Genomic DNA, 19,586 nt, shown 5'->3' on the forward strand with positions numbered 1-19,586 from the left:
ATATTTTTCACAAACCCGGTTTTCGCTCAAGTTGACAACACCAGAGATAGTTTGACATTAGAAGACGTAATTGATTTGGCGCTTACCCACTCCCCCACCTCTAAATACGTTCAAAACCAAAATGTTAACTACTTTTGGCGCTACCGGAATTTTAAAACACGTTTCAGGCCACAGTTAACACTGTCGGGTGATTTGCCCAATTACACGCACACTACCCAGCCCATTACCCAACCCGACGGGAGTATCGAGTTCAAACAGGTTTCCAATCTTGCGGCTTCGGCCAACCTCTCGCTAAGCCAGTCCATTCCGCAGTTGGGAACAACCATTTGGGCAAGTACTTCGGCTCATGGTATCCAAAACTTAAATAAAAATGAAATCGGATTTTCAGGCACTCCTTTTGTAATCGGTTTTAGCCAGCCCCTGTTTGCCTACAACTGGATGAAATGGTACCGGAAAACCGAACCCATGATTTACGATGAAGCCCAGAAACGTTACGTTCAGCAAATTGAGGAAATTGCCCTGAATACCACCTACCGCTTTTTTAATTACCTGATGGTTCAAACCAATTATAAGCTGGCCGAAAACAATTTGAAAAACAGCCAGGATAACCTCCGGATTTCACAAACGAAAAAGGAGCTGGGGCAAATTTCAGACAATGATTTTTCGCGAATCGAACTCTCGGTGTTAAATGCCCAGAAGGCACTGAACCAGGCCAGCATGGATCTGAAAAATACTGATTTTGAGCTGAAAAGATATGTTGGCCTTGAACAATCAATGGAAATCGATCTGGAAATTCCACTGAACATCCGCTTTTTTGACATTGACGTGGACAGGGCGGTTCAAAAAGCAAGAGAAAACCGCCAGGAAACAACACTCTACCAGCGCCGCTTAATTAATGCAGACCGCGAACTGGCCGAGGCAAAAAACAGCACAGGCCTGAGCACCACCCTGCGCGGAAGTTTCGGGTTATCGAACAGTGCCGAAACTTTTGCAGGCATTTACGACCAACCCGAACGCGACCGGATGTTGCGAATTTCGTTAAGCATCCCCATTCTCGACTGGGGACGCTCGGCTTCAACTGTAAAACTGGCCGAGTCGGAAAGAGAACTCACCATTTACAACGTGAATAAAGACATTGAAGAATTTGACCGCTCGGTGATTGTGCAGGTTGAGCAGTTCGGCCTTTTGCAAGACCAGTTAAGAACAGCCACTGAAGCTGATAAAGTGGCAGAGAACGGGTACCAGATTGCACTCCGCAAATTCCAGAACGGAGAACTCAGTATTACCGATTTGAATATTGCCCTGCAGGAACGCGAGCAGGCAAAACGCGATTATATTCGTTCCATCCAAAGTTACTGGGTGGCCTATTACCGGCTCAGGGTGCTTACCCTTTTCGATTTTGAAAAAGGACACAATATTACCTACGGAAACGAAATGCTTGAAGACCAAAATGTGGGAGGGCTGTTTTTCTGAAGTTTCAATTTTTTACAAATGAGAATGTACTAATTTATCCCGTTTAATGTATAAATACCACCTGCAAAACATCCACCCCGGCTACCAGGTATTCAACTACATCGACAAACCAGACCTCAACATGAATGAACATACGAGGGTTTTTCTTGCTAATAATTTTATATTTTGAAAAAAAACTAAAAATTCACATAATTTATGAAAATCATTTCTGTAGTGGGCGCTCGCCCAAATTTTATGAAAATTGCGCCATTCATAAACGCCATTCACGAGGTGAATACCAATTTCTCTCCTCCTGAAGGGGGAGATGCCAGGGTAAGGCCCGTGCGTTGGCCGGAAAAGGGGGCATAAACCCAAAAAATCCGCTTTTTTTCCCATAAAATAAAAAATAACTTATAATTTCCCCAATAAACAGAATATTCCACTTTCTCTCTCCCATAGGAGAGATGGTTTGTGTAAGGCAAGTGGGTGGGTGGACCAGAGGGGTTGGGGGAATACGGCAGCAGAGTAAGGAAAGTGTAAGGGTGATGCCGAAAGGGGTATCGGAGAGATGTCCTGTTCAGTGACACCCAACCTTCAGGATCCGCCAGCCGGCGGAAAACTGAAAGTTGAAGGTGGGAATCCCGATATTCATCGGGGCATAGGGAATGTGGGCGGAATGGACAGAGAGGTTTTAGGGGGAAATGCCGACGTAAGGATTGTGGGCTGGAAGGCAAAGGGATCGCGCAAGGGGGACGAGACCATTTTAATGGTCGGAGGGGGTAACTAAATCTGCAGCGCAGATTCCAAACCGATGGCATCGCTCCCCGCGACACTGTCGGGATTTACCGCACCTCCAACGATTTTTTTTGGATTTCACTCCTTGGGGCCGGGGTAAAACAGATAGAATTTTTAACCATAAAGAAATGTGTCAAATTAGAATGATTAAATATTTCCTTTTCATTGCGTTGCCCATCAGCTTTTTTGCGGCAAACGCCCAGTCACCTGTGAATGGGACTGTGGAAAACAGCACGCTGACAGCAACCGGTGATGCCATGCCGCTTTGGCTTTCCGCCAACCGGAACGGGAAAATTGCTCCCACCGGTTCATTTTGGAATATCTCGGAACTGAGCATCGGGCAGAATGGCGACTCCAACTCCTCCTCTTCTTTTTCTTATAACTGGGGAGGCAACTACGTGGTGGCATTGGGTGAATCCGGCTTTCACCACCATCTCAACCAGTTGTTTGCCGGCATTTCGCTGAACAACTGGGCGTTAACAGTCGGTGCTTTTCGCGATCCGCTTCGTTATGCCGGGCTGTCCACCACCAACGGCAACCTGGCCCGCAGCCGCAACGCGCGTCCGTACCCCAAAGTCCGCCTGTCAACCGCAGCCTGGAAACCGGTGCCGTTCACCAATAACCACCTCCATTTTAAGGCCGAATACGACGAAGGCCTCCTGAACGACGACCGTTACGTGGGCAACGCCCGGATACATCATAAGTCGCTCTATTTTAGGGTGCAGCCTGCGCCGTCGTGGGAGGTTACGGCCGGACTGGAGCACCATGTAATGTGGAGCGGCACCTCCCGTAACGAGGAAATCGGTGAACTGCCCCGCGATTTGAAAGCATACCTGCGGTATATAACCGGGTCGTCGGGGAACGAAGAGTTTCCGTTGACTGACCGCCTCAACAAGGCCGGCAACCAGCTGGGAACCTACCAGTTGGAAGTGCAAAAACATTTTGCTAAAACGGAATTCACCTTTTACCTGAGCCATCCGTTCGAGGATTTATCGGGCATGTACTGGCGCAACTGGCCCGATAACCTGCTGGGAATTCATGCGCGTTTCAACAGCAATAAACCGAAAGGGAAACAGTGGATAACCGATGTGGTGTATGAATTCACCAATACCCGCCAGCAAAGTATCCGCGACTCGTTGTATGAATGGAACGAAACGACCGGCAAATGGGCACGGCAGGAACCGGACAACTATTTCAATCACGGTATTTATAAGAGCGGTATGACCTACCACCGGCAGGTAATGGGTTCCCCGTTGTTTTTCCCGGTGACCCTCGGCGAGGACGGACTTCCCGAAGATGAACGGTATGCCCTTGGCTCCAACCGTTTCTTCGCCCACCACGTGGGGGCCAGAGGCTATCTTTTTTCAGAACATCTGAAATGGAAGGGGCTCCTCACCTATATTCGCCATTTGGGCCTGCACGGGAAACCTTTCGACACAACCCGTAACCAGCTTTCCGGACTGCTGGAAATGCACTATGCCAGTCCCCGGTTTCCGGTTGAACTGGGAATTGCCTTAGCCGCCGATGCAGGGAACGTTACCGGTAAAAACGGGGGAATTGAACTCAGCATTGCAAAAAGGTTTTGACTAACCCTGTCATTTATGCCCGGGTATTGGCTAATCAAACGAACCCCCGGGGTTTAGCACCGCTCGCGCCGATTTCAGGCTCCAGGTAAAACAGAGATAATTTGAAAGCTAACTGTGTTCAGTTAGATAGAATTTGCAATCGGTGTGCAATCCAACAAGGATTGAGATACCATATAAAAAACAAACAATTATATCAAAAATTTACACGCCAACGTTAATCGAAGCGACTGTCCATTAAACCAAAAATTCCGCTTTTTCTCTCATAAAATAACTTATAATTTTCCCAATAAACAGAATATTCCTCTTTCTCTCTCCAATGAAAGCGGAATTCCGGAATTGATGTGAATTTAATTTTTGCAAACTCCGGTTGAATTATTGTTGGCATTCAAAAAAGTATAATTTATTTTGTGCGACCGAAGTTGGTGAAACCATGTGCCAGAAATTTTTTTGAAATTTTTCCTTGCCCTCAGCTTACTTTTTACGGGGTGGTTTTCTGTTTCTGCCCAGTCAGACGACCACCTGTATGGTTTTCTGTCTGATTTGCAGGTGACTATTACCTCAATTCGTCAATTCTTTTTTTATTAAACGGCAGGAATCCGCCAGGAGCATAAAAAAAGAGCTGCAAATTATTTTTGCAACTCTTTGATTTATAGTTGTCGGGGTGAGAAGATTTGAACTTCCGACCCCTCGCCCCCCAGACGAGTGCGCTAACCAGACTGCGCCACACCCCGATTTATTTTTCTTCAATTTTTCTTACCAACTCCCGTTTCTTCTGACTTTTAATTTTCTGTTCCAGTTTAATTGCTTCTGAGCGAGAATTCACTTTTTCAAAATAAACAATTTTCCACGGTCTTTTAGTTTTTGTTGAACGATTTCTACCGTCATTATGTCTCTTTAACCTGTTTTCTAAATTAGAAGTCTGCCCAATATAAAAACTGCTGTCTAATTCTGATTCTAATATGTAAACAAAGAACTTCAAAATTAATACTTTAACTTCCGACCCCTCGCCCCCCATACGAGTGCGCTAATCCCGGTTTTCTTAAATCTTTGATTTTTAGAAAACCGAGGGCTCACGAAAAATCACAAAATCAAAGATTTTTATTTTTCGGGGCCAGACTGCCTGCCCGATGAATCGTTCATGCGGGTGCCACACCTCCCGAAAACTTAGGTTTTCGTGGATTCACGGTTAATTTAACCGGAACCGAAAAATTTTGTGCTTGCAAAAATAACCTTTGATTTTTGTTCTGCAAAACTTTTTTACAGTTTGGAGGATAAATTTTTTTAAAGGTTTATAGTTTCGTTCTATCATAAGTTCATTTTTATTGATTGAAATTGTTGCTGTCTGTTGCTAATGTTTTCTATTTTTGCACCATAAAAAATTACAGCTATGTTTAAACCACTTGATGTTAACGAAAACGAGGAAAATAAAACACCCGTCTCAACCGAAGCAGAGCGTGTTAAATGTTTAATTATTGGTTCGGGGCCAGCCGGTTATACAGCGGCAATTTATGCTGCCCGTGCCAACCTGAGCCCGGTTATGTACGAAGGACTTCAACCCGGCGGACAGCTTACTACCACTACTGAAGTGGAAAACTACCCGGGGTATCCTGAAGGGATTACCGGTCCGGTTATGATGGAAGACTTTAAAAAACAGGCTGAACGGTTTGGTGCAGATGTACGGTGGGGACTGGCGACCAAAGCTGAACTTTCAGGCGGTGTGCATAAGGTTTGGATTGATGACAAAAAGTTGATTGAAGCTGAATCATTAATTATTGCCACCGGTGCAACGGCCAAATATCTTGGTTTGGAAGATGAGAAAAAATATGCCGGAGGCGGAGTGTCAGCCTGTGCTACCTGCGATGGTTTCTTCTACCGCGGCAAAGATGTTGCCGTTGTTGGCGGGGGCGATACTGCAGCCGAAGAAGCACTTTATCTGGCAGGATTATGTAATAAAGTTTATATGATTGTCCGGCGCGATGTGTTGCGTGCTTCCAGGGTGATGGCCGAGCGGGTCAAAAAAACACCCAATATTGAAATTTTGTGGAAACACCAGACAAAAGGTCTGTTTGGCGATAATGGTGTAGTTGAAGGTGCTACGCTTGTGAAAAACAAAGGCGAAGTAAACGAGGAAGAAGTGAAAATTAAAATCGATGGATTTTTCCTTGCCATTGGCCATAACCCGAATTCAGATATTTTCAAAGATTATCTCGATACCGATGAGGTAGGGTACATTAAAACCATTCCTGGTACCTCAAAAACCAATATACCGGGAGTATTTGCCTGCGGCGATGTCCAGGATTCAATTTACCGACAGGCGGTTACTGCAGCCGGCTCCGGTTGCATGGCAGCAATGGATTCCGAGAGGTATTTGTCAGAAAAAAATGCATAATTTTATAATATTGAATCAACAAAAAAGGGAGCTGGCAGCTCCCTTTTTTGTTGATTCTTATTTTGAATACTGTTTTTTTACATGTCAACCTCAACTTTGGCAAATTCGTCTTTTGAATATTTACCATCTTCCAGTTTTTTCCGTACTTCTTTAAAAGCTTTTACGGTAAAATTAACATCTTCAAGCGAATGCATGGATGTAGGGATCAAGCGCAACATCAGTTCGCCTTTTGGAATAACCGGATAAGCAACCAGCGAGCAGAAAACGCCATAATTTTCACGCAGATCATACACCAGGTTTGTAGCTTCTTCCACTCCACCTTTCATGTAAACGGGAGTTACCGGAGAGTTGGTTTTTCCCAAATCGAATCCGGCTTCTTTTAATCCTTTTTGAAGCGCATTGGCAACAGTCCATAATTTTTCCCTTAGTTCGGGCATAGAGCGCAGCATGTCGAGTCTTTTCAATGCGCCCATTACCATTGCCATGGGCAACGATTTGGCAAATGTTTGTGAACGCATGTTGTAGCGCAGGTAGTAACACACATCAGTATCGCAGGCAACAAAAGCGCCAATTCCGGCCATCGACTTGGCAAATGTTCCAAAATGGAGATCCACTTTATCGGAAACACCAAAATATTCAGGCGCGCCGGCACCGGTTTTACCCATTACACCAAAACCGTGGGCATCGTCAACCAAAAGCCTGAAGTTGAATTCCTCTTTGAGTGCCGTAATTTCGTCAAGTTTCCCCAGGTCACCGGCCATTCCAAATACACCTTCGGTAACGACAAGTATCCCCCCGCCTTGTTTTGTGGCCAGTTTTGTCGCTCTTTCAAGCTGTTTGCGCAGGTTATCAATATTGTTATGCGGGTAAACAAAACGTTTGCCCATGTGAAGCCTTACTCCGTCGAGGATACAAGCGTGCGATTCTGAATCATAAACAATTACATCATTTCGTCCGCAAACGGCATCAATAATAGAAACCATTCCCTGGTAACCGTAATTCAGCAGAAAGGCATCTTCTTTTCCTACAAAAGATGCCAGTTCTCTTTCCAGCTGCTCGTGTTTCGTTGTTTGTCCTGACATCATACGGGCTCCCATGGGATAAGCCATCCCGTATTTTTCAGCAGCCTCGGCATCTGCCTTTCTAACATCGGGGTGATTGGCCAGGCCCAAATAATTGTTTAAACTCCAGGTGAGTACTTCTTTCCCTCTAAATTTCATGTGGGCACTAATTTCGCCTTCAAGTTTCGGGAACGTAAAATAGCCATGCGTTTTTGTCATGTGCTTACCTAAATCCCCCTGGTTTTCTCTGAACTTTTGAAATATATCCACGGTTTAAAAATTTTAAGATTTTAAAGTGCAAATGTAAACTTTTTTAAAACTTCGGCAAATGTGTTAAATTCTACTAAGCGGTGGCCTTAAATCGGTTATGGATACTTACTTTCACCGCAGTTTTTAAAACGGTTTATTTGTATTATACTTTTAATGAATCGGTTAACGGAGAAACCGGAAAGACGGAAATCTTTAATTTTCATTGTTTTGAAGTTTTATGTATCTAAAAAAAGGTTATTTTTGCGCCATGTTTAAAAAAGTGAGAAATATTAGTTTGGCAGTTATCGCTTTGGTTATTGTGTCGTCGTGCAGCGACTACAACAAAATCCTTAAGAGTACTGACTATGAATTCAAGTACAAGAAGGCTGTTGAATATTACGAAGATGGAGAATACGCCAGGGCAGGTACACTTTTTCAGGAACTTGTGAATATCTACCGCGGGACCAGCCGGGCTGATCAGATATACTACTACTATGCCAAAAGCATGATGGGCCAGAAGGATTATTTGATGGCCAAACATTATTTTCAAACACTGCTGAAAGAATTTCCCGGAAGTGATTTTGCCGAGGAAGCCCAGTATATGGTAGGATATACCTCCTATCTTTTATCGCCCAAGCCACGGCTCGACCAGGAAGTGACACGCGAAGCAATCGATGCACTTCAGCTATACATAAACCTTTACCCGTACAACGAAAAGGTTGACGAGGCCAACAGGCTTATCGACGAATTGCAGAACAAACTGGTTTACAAATCATACCTGAACGCCAAATTGTATTACGATTTTGAAAACTACAAAGCCGCTGTTATTGCGATAGGGAACAGCCTGGAGGAATATCCTTACAGCCAGTACCGCGAAGAATTGAAATTCATGCTTCTTAAATCGAAATACCTGTTGGCCATGAACAGTGTGGAGGAGAAAAAAGAAGAACGACTTTCGGATGCACTCGATGAATATTTCGCTTTTGTGGATGAATTTCCTGAAAGCGAACACCGGAAAGAAGCCGATGGATTTTACGAAGAAGTAGCAGATTTATTGAATTATAACGAAGGACAAACGAATATTAATTAGGAAATGGATTATAAAAAAACAAAAGCAGCCCAAACGACAGTTCCCCGCGATTTGGACCTTTTAACAAAAGAAACCGGGAACATTTACGAAACGGTTATGATTCTGGCCAAACGGGCCAACCAGATTTCTTCTGAACTCAAAGAAGAGTTAAATCAGAAATTGCAGGAGTTTGCATCGTACACCGATAACCTGGAAGAAATTTTTGAAAACCGGGAGCAAATTGAAATTTCAAAATTTTATGAACGTCTTTCAAAGCCTACATTAATCGCTTTTGAAGAGTTGAAAGAAGGACAGATTTACCATCGTAACCCTTCGCGCGAAAGCAAGCAAAAAATTTAACAAACAGCGTCCATGCGGCTCGAAGGTAAAAAAATAATACTGGGAATAACCGGAAGTATAGCTGCCTACAAAGCAGCTTTCCTTTTGAGGCTTTTGGTAAAAGAGGGTGCAGAAGTTCAGGTGGTTATTACACCCGCCGGCAAAGAATTTATTACTCCCGTAACTTTATCGGCACTCTCGGGCAAGCCCGTTATCAGCGAATTTTTTGGCACTGATGATGGCACCTGGCATTCCCACGTTGATTTGGGACTTTGGGCCGATGTCCTGCTGATTGCACCGGCCACCGCCGCAACCATGGGTAAAATGGCATCCGGTATTGCAGATAACATGCTGGTGACTACTTATCTTTCGGCAAAATGCCCGGTTTTTGTAGCGCCCGCCATGGATCTCGACATGTTCAAACATCCGTCAACACAGAAAAATATTTCTGTACTGAACGATTTTGGATGCAGCATTATTGAACCGGGAGAGGGCGAACTGGCCAGTGGCCTCGAAGGAAAAGGCCGCATGGAAGAACCCGAAAATATCCTGGAAACGCTGGTTGATCATTTCAACCAAAAAAAAAACTGCTGAATAAAACATTTCTTGTTTCGGCGGGCCCCACATTCGAAAATATTGATCCCGTAAGGTTTATCGGAAATTATTCGTCGGGCAAAATGGGATATGCCATTGCCGAAGAGCTTGCTGAACAAGGCGCTGAGGTTATTTTGGTTTCGGGTCCGGTTACTGTTTCTACAAGCAAAAAAGGAGTGCGGGTTATTCCGGTAAATTCGGCAAAGGAAATGTACGATGCCTGTGTGCATTATTTTCCGCAAAGCAACGGGGCTGTTATGACAGCTGCAGTGGCCGATTTTACACCCGCAAACCCGGAAACTGTAAAAACAAAACGCGGCCATGAAAACCGGAACCTTGAATTGACACCTACCCGCGATATCGCAGCGGCTTTGGGAAAAATGAAAAAAAGCAACCAGCTGCTGGCAGGATTTGCGCTCGAAACCAACGACGAACTCGAAAATGCAAAAAAGAAACTGGAGCGTAAAAATTTAGATCTCATTGTGCTGAATTCATTGAACGATAAAGGGGCCGGTTTCGGGGGCGATACCAACAAAATTACCATCATCGGTAAAAACAATAATCAACAGCATTTTGAGTTAAAGAGTAAGAAAGAAGTGGCAGCCGACATTGTGGAAATGATGGTCTCACTTCTTCGCTAACGGGTATGTTTTTCCCGTCAAATTTTTATATTTTTATCGTTTTGAAGGAGGTTTTTATGAAGAAAACAATCTTATTATTGGTTGTCCTGTTTTCATCAATAGCGTTGTATGCACAGGAACTTCGCTGCAACGTTACCGTTTCGGCACAACGCATTCAGGGAGCCAATCGTCAGCTTTTCCGTACCATGCAATCTGATATTTACGAGTTCATGAACAACCGGAAATGGACGAATCATACTTTTACCTACGATGAAAAAATCAGGTGCAATATCCTTATCCGCCTCGACGAACAGATATCGGCCGATGAGTTCAAAGGCTCGATACAGGTTCAGTTAACCCGCCCGGTATTCAATTCAAGCTACGAAACCACCGTGCTGAATATTAAAGACAACGATTTTCGCTGTACATACCAGGAGTTTCAGCCGTTAGAATTCAACGAAACATCCAATCGCGATAACCTGACCAATATTCTGGCTTTTTACGCCTATGTAATTCTCGGATTCGATTACGACACGTTTTCGCCCGAAGGTGGAACGCCCTATTTTGAGAAAGCCCAGGCCATTGTGAATAACTCGCAGAACGCGCGTGAGCAGGGTTGGAAAGCTTTTGAAAGTGAAAGAAACCGCTACTGGCTCATAGAAAATGTGCTGAATAAATCCTACTCGGCATTCCGTTCGTGCATGTACACTTACCACCGTCAGGGGCTCGACATTATGGCCGAAAAACCTGAAGAGGGAAGGGCCAATATTGCTCAGTCGTTGCGCGATATTCAAACGGTATTCCGCCGTCGTCCTTCGCTTTACATCCTGCAAATGTTTTTCGATGCCAAAGCCGACGAGCTGGTCAATGTGTTTTCGAAATCATTCCCCGATGAGCGTAACCGCGTGATGGCAATCCTGGAAGAAGTTGATCCGTCCAACGGCAGCAAGTACGAAAAAATTGCCGAAAGCGAAGGATTTTAATCCAGTCTGTTATGCTGACCAAACTGAATGTAAACAATTATGCGCTAATTACCCGCCTGGAAGTTGAATTTCATACCGGGTTAAATTCTGTTACCGGCGAAACAGGTGCCGGGAAATCAATTATTTTGGGAGCGCTCGGGCTGATTTTAGGCAACCGCGCCGATTTGTCGGTGCTGAAAAACAGCGATGAAAAATGCATTGTGGAAGGCACGTTCCGTATCGGACAGTATAAACTGGAATCCTTTTTTGAAAAGTATGACCTGGATTACGACACTGCAACCATCCTGCGGCGCGAAATTACACCTTCAGGGAAATCGCGGGCGTTCATCAACGATACGCCGGTTACCCTGAAAATAATGCGCGAGCTGGGATTGCAGCTTATCGACATTCATTCGCAACACCAAAACCTGGAACTGGGAAATCAAAAATTCCAACTCAACCTGGTAGATACAGTTGCCGGTTCAGGAATAATTTTGGGTGAATACAAAAAACTTTATACCGAATATATTGACCTTCAAAAAGAGCTGAAAGAAGTGGCTGAAAAATCGGAAAAAGCAGCCGCCGATCTCGATTATTTTCAGTTTCAGTTTGATCAGCTCAAAGAGGCCGGATTGCAGCAAAACGAACAAGAAGAGCTGGAAGCTGAATTGGAAAAACTTACCCATGCCGAAGAAATAAAATCTGCTTTTCTTGAAATCCAGCAATTGCTCGACGGAGAGCAGTTTTCGGTCATTCAAAACCTGAAAGATGGTTACAAACGCATTACCGCTATCCAGGATTTTATGAATGAATCGGAAGAGCTAGCCAGGCGGCTGGAAAGTTGTCAGATAGAACTCAAAGATATTCTGGATGAAGCCGAAATGCTTTCCGGAAAAATTGAACACGACCCGGTGCGCATTGAGCAGGTGAACGACAGGTTAAACCTGATTTACAGCCTGGAACAAAAACATCACGTGGCAACGGTGGAAGAACTCCTGGAGTTAAAAAATTCTTTTGAAGAAAAAATTGAGCAGGCCACCGGTTATGAAGATGAAATAAAAAAACTGGAAAATGAACGGGCAGAAACGCGTGCACTGTTGCAGAAAAAAGCTGCTGAACTCAGTGCTACCAGAAAAGGTTCTTTCCGTAAAATTGAATCCTCGGTTTTGGCAGATTTGAAACAACTGGGCATGCCCAAATCGAAATTTACCGTTCAGCACGAAACCCTGCCGGAATTTTCACCTTCGGGTATCGATTCGGTGGCTTTCCACTTTAGCGCCAACACAGATGTTACACCGGCAGAAATTTCCCGAATTGCATCGGGCGGCGAAATGTCCAGATTGATGCTGGCCATTAAAAACCTGTTGCGTACTTCAAAAGCGCTGCCCACCGTTATTTTCGATGAAATCGATTCCGGCGTTTCCGGTGAAATCGCCCTGAAAATGGGAACTATTCTGAAAGCATTTTCTGCTTCAACGCAAATTATAAATATAACTCACCTGCCGCAAATTGCCGCCAAAGGCGATGCCCATTTTGTGGTGTACAAGTACGAGGAAAGCGGGAAAACCTTTACTTCTGTTAAACTACTCGAAGAAAAGGACAGGGTAGAAGAACTGGCCAAAATGGTGGGCGGCGAATCAGTTACAGAATCAACTCTGACAACTGCCAGGGAGCTGCTTGAAAATTAACAAAACTGAAATCAATCTAAACCTGTATATTATGAATTTTGTAAAATCAATCCTTTTTTCTCTTCTTGTTTTGGTGGTTTTTTCCTGCAGTAAGTCAACGGAAGAAAAAGCAAAACAGCCCAATTTTATTGTGTTTATTGCCGACGATGTCGCCTGGAATGACTGTGGCCCTTACGGAAATAACAATATTAAAACGCCCAACATCAATAAGCTGGCGGAGGAAGGCCTTGTTTTCGACAATGCCTTTTTAACTACCAGTTCGTGCAGTCCGAGCCGGTGCAGCATATTAACCGGCCGATATCCCCACAGCACCGGCGCACCAGAATTACACCAACCTTTGCCAGCCGATCAGGTTTTGTTTGCCGGTGAGTTACAAAAAGCCGGGTATTTTACTGCAGTTGCCGGAAAATACCACATTGGGCCGGAAAGGGCGGAGTTCGACAGTATTTATGGTGGTAGTCCGAGTGGTTGCGAAAACTGGGTGCGGGCACTCAAAAACAGACCCGCCGACAAGCCTTTCTTTTTGTGGCTGGCTGCGCTCGATCCGCATCGCGCTTATCAGCCAAATACAATTCCGGAACCCCACAAGCCTGAAAATGTTATTGTTCCGCCTTATCTTCCGGATAACGATTCCACACGAAAAGATTTGGCCTTGTATTACGATGAAATTTCGCGGTTGGACAGTTATCTGGGGAAAGTGATGGCAGAATTAAAAAAACAGGGCGAGGATGAAAATACAGTCGTCATTTACATGAGTGATAACGGACGTCCTTTCCCGCGCGCCAAAACCCGTATGTACGACAGTGGCATAAAAACCCCGTTTATTGTCCGCTGGCCCGCGAACGTAAAACAGGGAAGAACTGATGCGCTGGTTAGCTCTATTGATATTGCCCCCACGTTTTGCGAACTGGCGGGGGCAAATATTTCTGAAACATTCCAGGGATTTTCTTTTGCCCCGGTATTGGAAAACTTTTCGATGGAAACAAGAAGCTACATTGTTGGTGAACATAACTGGCATGATTACCAGTCGCATGAACGCGCAATCAGGAACCACAACTTTTTATACCTCCGCAATGCATTTCCGGAGTTAAATGCATCGCCACCTGCCGATGCAGTGAGGAGCATAACCTACCAGAAAATGATTGAATTGTACGAAGCAGGAGAATTGAATGAGAACCAGCTTGATTGTTTTATTGCTCCCCGGCCCGCTGAAGAACTTTATGATGTGGTAAATGATCCCTGGCAGTTAACAAATCTGGCAGGAGATGAAGAATATGCAGATACATTAAAAGTGATGAGAAAACTGCTTGATGAATGGATTGACAAATTTAATGATTCTATTCCTCAAAATCCCACACCCGATAAATTTGACCGGTGGACAGGGGAGAGGTTGTGATGTAAATAAAATGAATCCTTCAAGCGGCTCCAAACCGCTTGACGGATATAAAGATAGTGCTAAAAATTATTTCACCTCAAAACCTTCCGGCCGTTTCCATTTAACAGGTGCCTGTGGTTCGGGCTGGCGTTCAAATTCATTTTTTTCGAGCATTTTCAATGCCACTTCCACGGCTTTTTCCAATTGAGGATCGTGTCCTTCCAGCACCAGTCTCGGGTGTTGGATTACTTCAATATCCGGGGCAACTCCTTCTCCTTCAACGGCCCATTCGCCGTTAACATCGAAGAATCCGCCGCGGGGTGCCACCATGCGTCCGCCATCGATAAACGGTGGAGTGTCCCAGGTACCAACCAATCCGCCCCAAGTGCGTGTTCCCACCAGCGGGCCTATTTCTTTTGCCCTGAACATGTAGGGCAGCAAATCTCCACCCGAACCGGCACGTTCGTTAATCACCATCACTTTCGGGCCCCAGATTCCGGCCATTGGCGTGGTCCACGGGATATTATCCCCGGCTTTGCTGTTGAAGTAGCCAAGCAGTGTGCGTGCCATTACATCAATCATGTAATCGGCAGCAGAGCCGCCTCCGTTATTGCGTTCGTCGATAACAACTCCTTTTTTATCCTGTTGCGCAAAGTAATACCGGTTAAAATTGGCAAAACCACCTCCGCTGGTGTTGGGAAGATAAACATAGGCCAGTTTTCCATCCGAAAGTTCTTCCACTTTTCTCCGGTTGTTTTCCACCCAGCTTACACCTCTGAGCTGCCCTTCGTTCGCAACTGGTTTTACAGTAATTTCTCGGGCATCTTCAAATGATGGTGAAGAATTTACTTGAATCCGGATGGTTCGCCCGGCTGTTTGCTCGAAAAAGCTGTAAGGATTGGCAGGTGCTTTCAATTCTTTTCCGTTTACAGCCAAAAGATAATCACCTTCCTGAACTTCCATTCCGGGTTGGGCCAGCGGTGCTTCCAGTCCGGGGTTCCAGCTTTCACCGGTATATATTTTTGAAATTTTATAGAAACCGTTTTCCACCTCAAAATCGCACCCCAGCAGTCCTACCGGAACACGGTCAATGCCGGGCATATCGCCACCTGAAACGTAAGAGTGGCCAATGGAAACCTCGCCGCTTAAAATGTCAACAACATAATTTAAATCGGTACGGTGACGTACATGCCTGATCCAGGGCGAATACCACTCGTAGATTTTATCCCACGGTGCACCGTGTACATTATCCACGTAAAGGAAATCGCGCATAAAACGCCAGGCTTCCTTGAAGATTTGTTCGTATTCGGCCTGCGGATCAACCTTTATTTTCAGGTTGGTTTCCAGCTGGCCGTTTCCGTTTTGAGGTTTGGCTTCCGTGCCGGAAATACGCCACGATCCTCCTTTCTGGAAAAGGATATTTTTGCGGTCGGCTGAAGTTACCGCGGTGCGGATGCCTTCGATGAACGGCTCGGCTTTGTTGTCTTTTAAATTGAATTTGTGCAGTGTGAATCCACCCTGGTTGGGAATATTTTCACCCACAAAAACCGAATTTTCAGGACCGGCTACCAGGCCGGTGTAATTCCGGTTGGGCATGTTTAAAGCAATAGTCCGTGTTGCAAGTCCTTCTTTATCAATATTTACGGTTGTCTCTTCTTTTTCTTCTTCTTCTTCTTTCTCTTTTGATTTGTTTTTGTCGTTTCCGTTTTTCTCGTCTTTATTTTCATCATCATTTTCTTTTTCCTCTTTTTCAGCTTTTTCTTCATCGCTTTCGGGAAGTAGCGGTGAAGGCTCATCTTTTGAAAGAATGAGGCAATACAAGCTCCGGGTAACATCTGGATCGTATGAACTCATATCGAGCCAGCCGGTGTTCAGGCCATAATCGGTGCTGGCCAGGAAGTAGAGGTATTTACCGCTTTCGTCCCATACCGGAGAAATTACATCGGCCATGCCGTCGGTCAGCTGAATTTTTTCGCTGGTTTCAATATTGAATGCAAAGGCTGCTTTGTAGCTGTTTTTCAACTGGCGAGCATAAGCTATCCATTTGCTGTCGGGCGACCAAACCGGGTTCATGGTTCGGTTGGGGTGGGCGAACAGGTCGTTGTCCACTTTTTTTATTTCGCCACTTTCAAGGTTAATGAACCAGATGTTATAATCGGTGTCGGTATATACAATTTTTTGCCCGTCAGGTGACCAATCGGGTTTGAAATAAAAAGTTGGGTTTTCCAGTTCGTAGCTTTTTTGATTTTCACCAAACTGGTCGGCAACAATCAATTTGTACTCTCCACTTGCATCGGAAAACCAGGCAACCTTATCTCCTTTGGGCGACCAAACCGGATAGCGGTCAGCCACTCCGGGCGAGTTGGTCAGGTTGCGCCACGAGCCTTTTTCTTTCGGAATCGTGAAAATTTCGCCCCGGTATTCAAAAACAGCCCTTTTGCCGGTAGCTGAGAGGTTGGCATTGCTGAGGTTTCCGCCTGAAATATTCTCCCATCGTTGCCGCGAAAAATTGAGGTCGCCTTTTACATTTACCACCAATTGTTTGGATTCATCGCTTTCAGGATTAAGTATATGCAGGTAACCACCCTGTTCGTAAACTATCGCGTCGCCGGAGGCATCGAGGCTTTTTACATCAAACTGGGCGTGGGTCGTATGTTGTTTTTCCTCTTTGGTTTCGGGATTAAACGACCAGATGTTACTGGCATAATCGCGTTCGGAAAGGTAAAACACTTCATTACCGTGCCATACCGGATCGAGGTGGCGTTCGTTGTCGGGTTGCGGAGTGCGAATCAGCTCTTTTGTTTTCAGGTCAACAATCCAAATTGGCATTGCCTGTCCGCCGCGGTAATTGCGCCATTCAGGATCCCAAAATGTAATTGGAACGTAAGCAATATATTTTTCGTCAGGAGAAATTTCGCCAAAGGCAGCACGTGGAATTTCAAGGGCTGTCGGCATGCCGCCATTCATTGACACTTTGTACAATTTGTTGGTTTGTGTTGGTTGTCCTTCGCGCGAGGAGCGAAAAATAATTTCACCTTCGGGAGTCCATCCCTGCACGTAATCGCCTCCGGGATGCCAGGTCAGCCGGCGGGGCGAACCTCCTTCGGCGGGGATGACATAAACATCGGTGTTTCCATGGTACTGGCCGGTGAAAGCAATCCAGTTTTCATCGGGCGAGTAGTGGGGCAGCGATTCTTCTCCCTCGTCGGTGGTAAGCCTTACTGCATCGCCACCCTGGCGACTCACCTGCCAGAGATCGTTGGCATAAACAAATACGATATTTTCAGTTGAAATGGTTGGCTGGCGCAGCAGCTGTGTTCCCTGCGACCAGGCCTGGGAAATTGAAATCAGCAAAAGAAAAAGGAGACTTGTAGAATATTTCATGGTTTCTTTGTTTAATGAAATTAATTTAATGCAAAATATAAAAGTTATTCGTAAAAATTTGGTGATGAATATTACAGATTTTCATGATTACACTCTACTTTACTTTTATGAACCCTTGGGATTCAGCGTTTATATTTTTTCTTTTTTTGAATTGTTGAAATATTTATTTCAGATTGATTATTGAAATCTGTAATTTTAATTATATTTGATGTGTAATCATGTGTAAAGTTGTTTAAGGATATGGATAAATATCTTACGATTAGTGAAGCTGCCGAAATTTTGAATGTAAGCCCTGAGACCCTTCGACGATGGGATAAGAGTGGAAAATTTAGCAGTTCCAGGCATCCGATCAATAATTACAGGGTATATCCTCTGGAACAAGTTGATAATTTAGTTGAGGAACTTCAGCTTGAATTAACTTACCGTACACGTTCGAATTATAAGAAGTTGGAAAGCTATTTTTCTACCGGTTATGGAAAATTATACAATGAAGATGCCATCAAATTTTTGAAACAGCTCGATTCCAACTCTGTTGATTTAATTTTTGCCGATCCTCCTTATAATATCCACAAGGCAGAATGGGATACATTTGCTTCTCAGAAAGCTTATGTTGAATGGAGCATGGAATGGATAACAGAAGCTCAGCGTGTTTTAAAAAAGATGGGGTCGCTTTACATTTGTGGGTTTTCTGAAATTTTAGCTGATATAAAATGGTCAGCCTCTCATTTGTTTAAAGGATGTAAATGGTTGATTTGGTTTTACCGGAATAAAGCAAATCTTGGTAAAGATTGGGGACGTTCTCATGAAAGTATCTTACATTTTAGGAAATCTAAGGATTTTATTTTTAATATTGATGAGGCTCGGATTCCATATAATAGTCATACACTTAAATATCCGCAACGGCCTCAAGCCGAATCTTCTCAATATTCCAATGGCAAAAAGAAGGAATATATTTGGGAGCCACATCCTTTAGGCGCAAAACCTAAAGATGTATTTGAAATTCCAACTATTTCAAATAGCGCATGGGAAAAATATCCACACAAAACACAGAAGCCGGTGGAGTTATTGCGAAAAATAATACTATCCTCTTCTAATCCTGATAGTTTAATTGTAGATCCTTTTGGCGGTTCCGGTACCACATTCGCAGTTGCTGAGGCTTATAATAGAAATTGGCTTGGATGTGAAATGCAAAAAGAATATTGTGAAATCATTAAAGAGCGAGTTTCTGATAAAGACCACCTTGAAAGAATTCGCGGAGCAAGAGATGAAATTGATGCTTTAAAAAGACGTAAAAATTTACGTGGATAAAAGTGAATTAATATCTTTTGTTATTAACTCTGAAAATGGTTTCATGTAATTAGAATAGGGCTTTTTATTTGCATTGGGCGGAGGATCAAGGTAATAGATTCCGTTTAGTTCAGTTAGAAATTTTGTATAAACCATAAAAAGACCAGAGACAAGGGTGAAGCTTATGTTATTTGATTCTTTCCGCTGCACATCATTAAGAAAAATACCAATAACTTTTTGAGGATGGCCTACAAATCGTTCTAACAAAATTTTATCTATAAACATTTTTCCCATTCTGTCTTTTGATGTAGTTTTTATAGAAACAACAATTTCTTTTGGATCAATTGATGAAGTATCTGACTTGACTTGTTCGTAAGGTGATAATATTAAATCGTTTTCACATTTGTAAGTTTTTTCTCCTTCGTCAGTCTCATATGGGATTTGTAATACAAGTCTTTTGTTAGAAATTCCAATTTCTGTAAAAATTGTTTTTAACTCATCAAATTTTTCTGAAAATTCGGATTCCTTTTCTATAAATAATGTCCTGTTTAAAGGACGTATATATTTTTTAGTTCCTGCAATTTCAGATGAATAGATTCGATAATTATTCTTATCCTGAAAACCACTTAATATATTTGGAAGGTATCCTAATATTCTTGAGGTAATGATGCCAAAGCTTTCGAAACTGACTTTTGGGTTTTGTAAATCTTTATCAAGTGAAATCATAGATGTAAAG

The 19,586-nt window shown here is 43.8% G+C and carries 17 protein-coding genes and 1 tRNA gene; 13 read left to right on the forward strand and 5 right to left on the reverse strand.

The window, feature by feature from the left end; genetic code table 11:
* The first annotated feature begins 51 nt into the window (after positions 1-51).
* The 4 genes from ACTCNA_RS01735 to ACTCNA_RS01750 all read left to right on the forward strand — a co-directional run bounded on the left by ACTCNA_RS01735 (position 52) and on the right by ACTCNA_RS01750 (position 3,833).
* Positions 52-1,473: a TolC family protein gene (locus ACTCNA_RS01735; protein ID WP_462946168.1), complete on the forward strand. Its 1,422-nt coding sequence runs from the start codon at positions 52-54 to the stop codon at positions 1,471-1,473.
* A gap of 195 nt (positions 1,474-1,668) precedes the next feature.
* On the forward strand, positions 1,669-1,821 hold the full coding sequence (locus ACTCNA_RS01740) for a hypothetical protein (protein WP_462946169.1): 153 nt from the start codon (positions 1,669-1,671) through the stop codon (positions 1,819-1,821).
* A gap of 199 nt (positions 1,822-2,020) precedes the next feature.
* Positions 2,021-2,239 carry a hypothetical protein gene (locus tag ACTCNA_RS01745; protein ID WP_462946170.1) on the forward strand — a complete coding sequence of 73 codons (219 nt, stop codon included), beginning with the start codon at positions 2,021-2,023 and terminating at the stop codon, positions 2,237-2,239.
* A 151-nt stretch (positions 2,240-2,390) separates the two neighbouring features.
* Positions 2,391-3,833, forward strand: a complete 1,443-nt coding sequence (locus tag ACTCNA_RS01750) for a capsule assembly Wzi family protein (protein WP_462946171.1) — start codon at positions 2,391-2,393, stop codon at positions 3,831-3,833.
* Between the two features lie 656 nt (positions 3,834-4,489).
* Here ACTCNA_RS01750 and ACTCNA_RS01755 read toward each other — a convergent pair.
* Positions 4,490-4,564: transfer RNA gene (locus tag ACTCNA_RS01755), tRNA-Pro, on the reverse strand.
* A 2-nt stretch (positions 4,565-4,566) separates the two neighbouring features.
* Entirely contained in the window at positions 4,567-4,848 is a 282-nt protein-coding gene (locus ACTCNA_RS01760; RefSeq protein ID WP_462946172.1) for a GIY-YIG nuclease family protein, read from the reverse strand.
* Between the two features lie 372 nt (positions 4,849-5,220).
* Here ACTCNA_RS01760 and trxB point away from each other — a divergent pair, with 372 nt between their 5' ends.
* On the forward strand, positions 5,221-6,222 hold the full coding sequence (trxB, locus tag ACTCNA_RS01765) for a thioredoxin-disulfide reductase (RefSeq protein ID WP_462946173.1): 1,002 nt from the start codon (positions 5,221-5,223) through the stop codon (positions 6,220-6,222).
* 77 nt (positions 6,223-6,299) lie between these two features.
* Here trxB and ACTCNA_RS01770 read toward each other — a convergent pair whose 3' ends face one another.
* A complete protein-coding gene (locus tag ACTCNA_RS01770) occupies positions 6,300-7,553 on the reverse strand; it encodes an aminotransferase class I/II-fold pyridoxal phosphate-dependent enzyme (RefSeq protein ID WP_462946174.1) in 1,254 nt (417 codons plus the stop codon).
* Positions 7,554-7,812: 259 nt separating this feature from the next.
* Here ACTCNA_RS01770 and ACTCNA_RS01775 point away from each other — a divergent pair, with 259 nt between their 5' ends.
* From ACTCNA_RS01775 to ACTCNA_RS01805, 7 genes are read left to right on the forward strand one after another with little or no spacing between them, the layout of a single operon-like run.
* Positions 7,813-8,622: an outer membrane protein assembly factor BamD gene (locus tag ACTCNA_RS01775; RefSeq protein ID WP_462946175.1), complete on the forward strand. Its 810-nt coding sequence runs from the start codon at positions 7,813-7,815 to the stop codon at positions 8,620-8,622.
* A gap of 3 nt (positions 8,623-8,625) precedes the next feature.
* A complete protein-coding gene (locus tag ACTCNA_RS01780; RefSeq protein WP_462946176.1) occupies positions 8,626-8,961 on the forward strand; it encodes a DNA-directed RNA polymerase subunit omega in 336 nt (111 codons plus the stop codon).
* A 12-nt stretch (positions 8,962-8,973) separates the two neighbouring features.
* Positions 8,974-9,534, forward strand: coding sequence for a flavoprotein (locus ACTCNA_RS01785; RefSeq protein ID WP_462946177.1), 561 nt, complete (start codon positions 8,974-8,976; stop codon positions 9,532-9,534).
* Positions 9,535-9,593: 59 nt separating this feature from the next.
* On the forward strand, positions 9,594-10,175 hold the full coding sequence (locus ACTCNA_RS01790) for a phosphopantothenoylcysteine decarboxylase domain-containing protein (RefSeq protein WP_462946216.1): 582 nt from the start codon (positions 9,594-9,596) through the stop codon (positions 10,173-10,175).
* Between the two features lie 56 nt (positions 10,176-10,231).
* On the forward strand, positions 10,232-11,137 hold the full coding sequence (gene porD / locus ACTCNA_RS01795) for a type IX secretion system protein PorD (RefSeq protein ID WP_462946178.1): 906 nt from the start codon (positions 10,232-10,234) through the stop codon (positions 11,135-11,137).
* An 11-nt stretch (positions 11,138-11,148) separates the two neighbouring features.
* Positions 11,149-12,804 carry a DNA repair protein RecN gene (gene recN / locus ACTCNA_RS01800; protein ID WP_462946179.1) on the forward strand — a complete coding sequence of 552 codons (1,656 nt, stop codon included), beginning with the start codon at positions 11,149-11,151 and terminating at the stop codon, positions 12,802-12,804.
* 31 nt (positions 12,805-12,835) lie between these two features.
* The gene (locus tag ACTCNA_RS01805; protein ID WP_462946180.1) at positions 12,836-14,200 is read left to right on the forward strand and encodes a sulfatase family protein; all 1,365 of its coding nucleotides are present in this window, start codon (positions 12,836-12,838) and stop codon (positions 14,198-14,200) included.
* A gap of 66 nt (positions 14,201-14,266) precedes the next feature.
* On the opposite strand, the gene ACTCNA_RS01810 is transcribed toward ACTCNA_RS01805, so the two are convergent.
* Positions 14,267-17,008, reverse strand: coding sequence for a S41 family peptidase (locus tag ACTCNA_RS01810; RefSeq protein WP_462946217.1), 2,742 nt, complete (start codon positions 17,006-17,008; stop codon positions 14,267-14,269).
* Positions 17,009-17,803: 795 nt separating this feature from the next.
* Between ACTCNA_RS01810 and ACTCNA_RS01815 the strand changes: the two genes are divergently transcribed.
* Positions 17,804-18,871, forward strand: a complete 1,068-nt coding sequence (locus ACTCNA_RS01815) for a DNA methyltransferase (RefSeq protein WP_462946181.1) — start codon at positions 17,804-17,806, stop codon at positions 18,869-18,871.
* Here the strand turns inward: ACTCNA_RS01815 and ACTCNA_RS01820 are convergent.
* Complete coding sequence (locus ACTCNA_RS01820; protein WP_462946182.1) at positions 18,860-19,576, reverse strand: hypothetical protein; 717 nt, start codon at positions 19,574-19,576, stop codon at positions 18,860-18,862. The genes ACTCNA_RS01815 and ACTCNA_RS01820 overlap by 12 nt on opposite strands.
* Positions 19,577-19,586: the final 10 nt, after the last annotated feature.

The organism is Tangfeifania sp., from assembly GCF_055108615.1.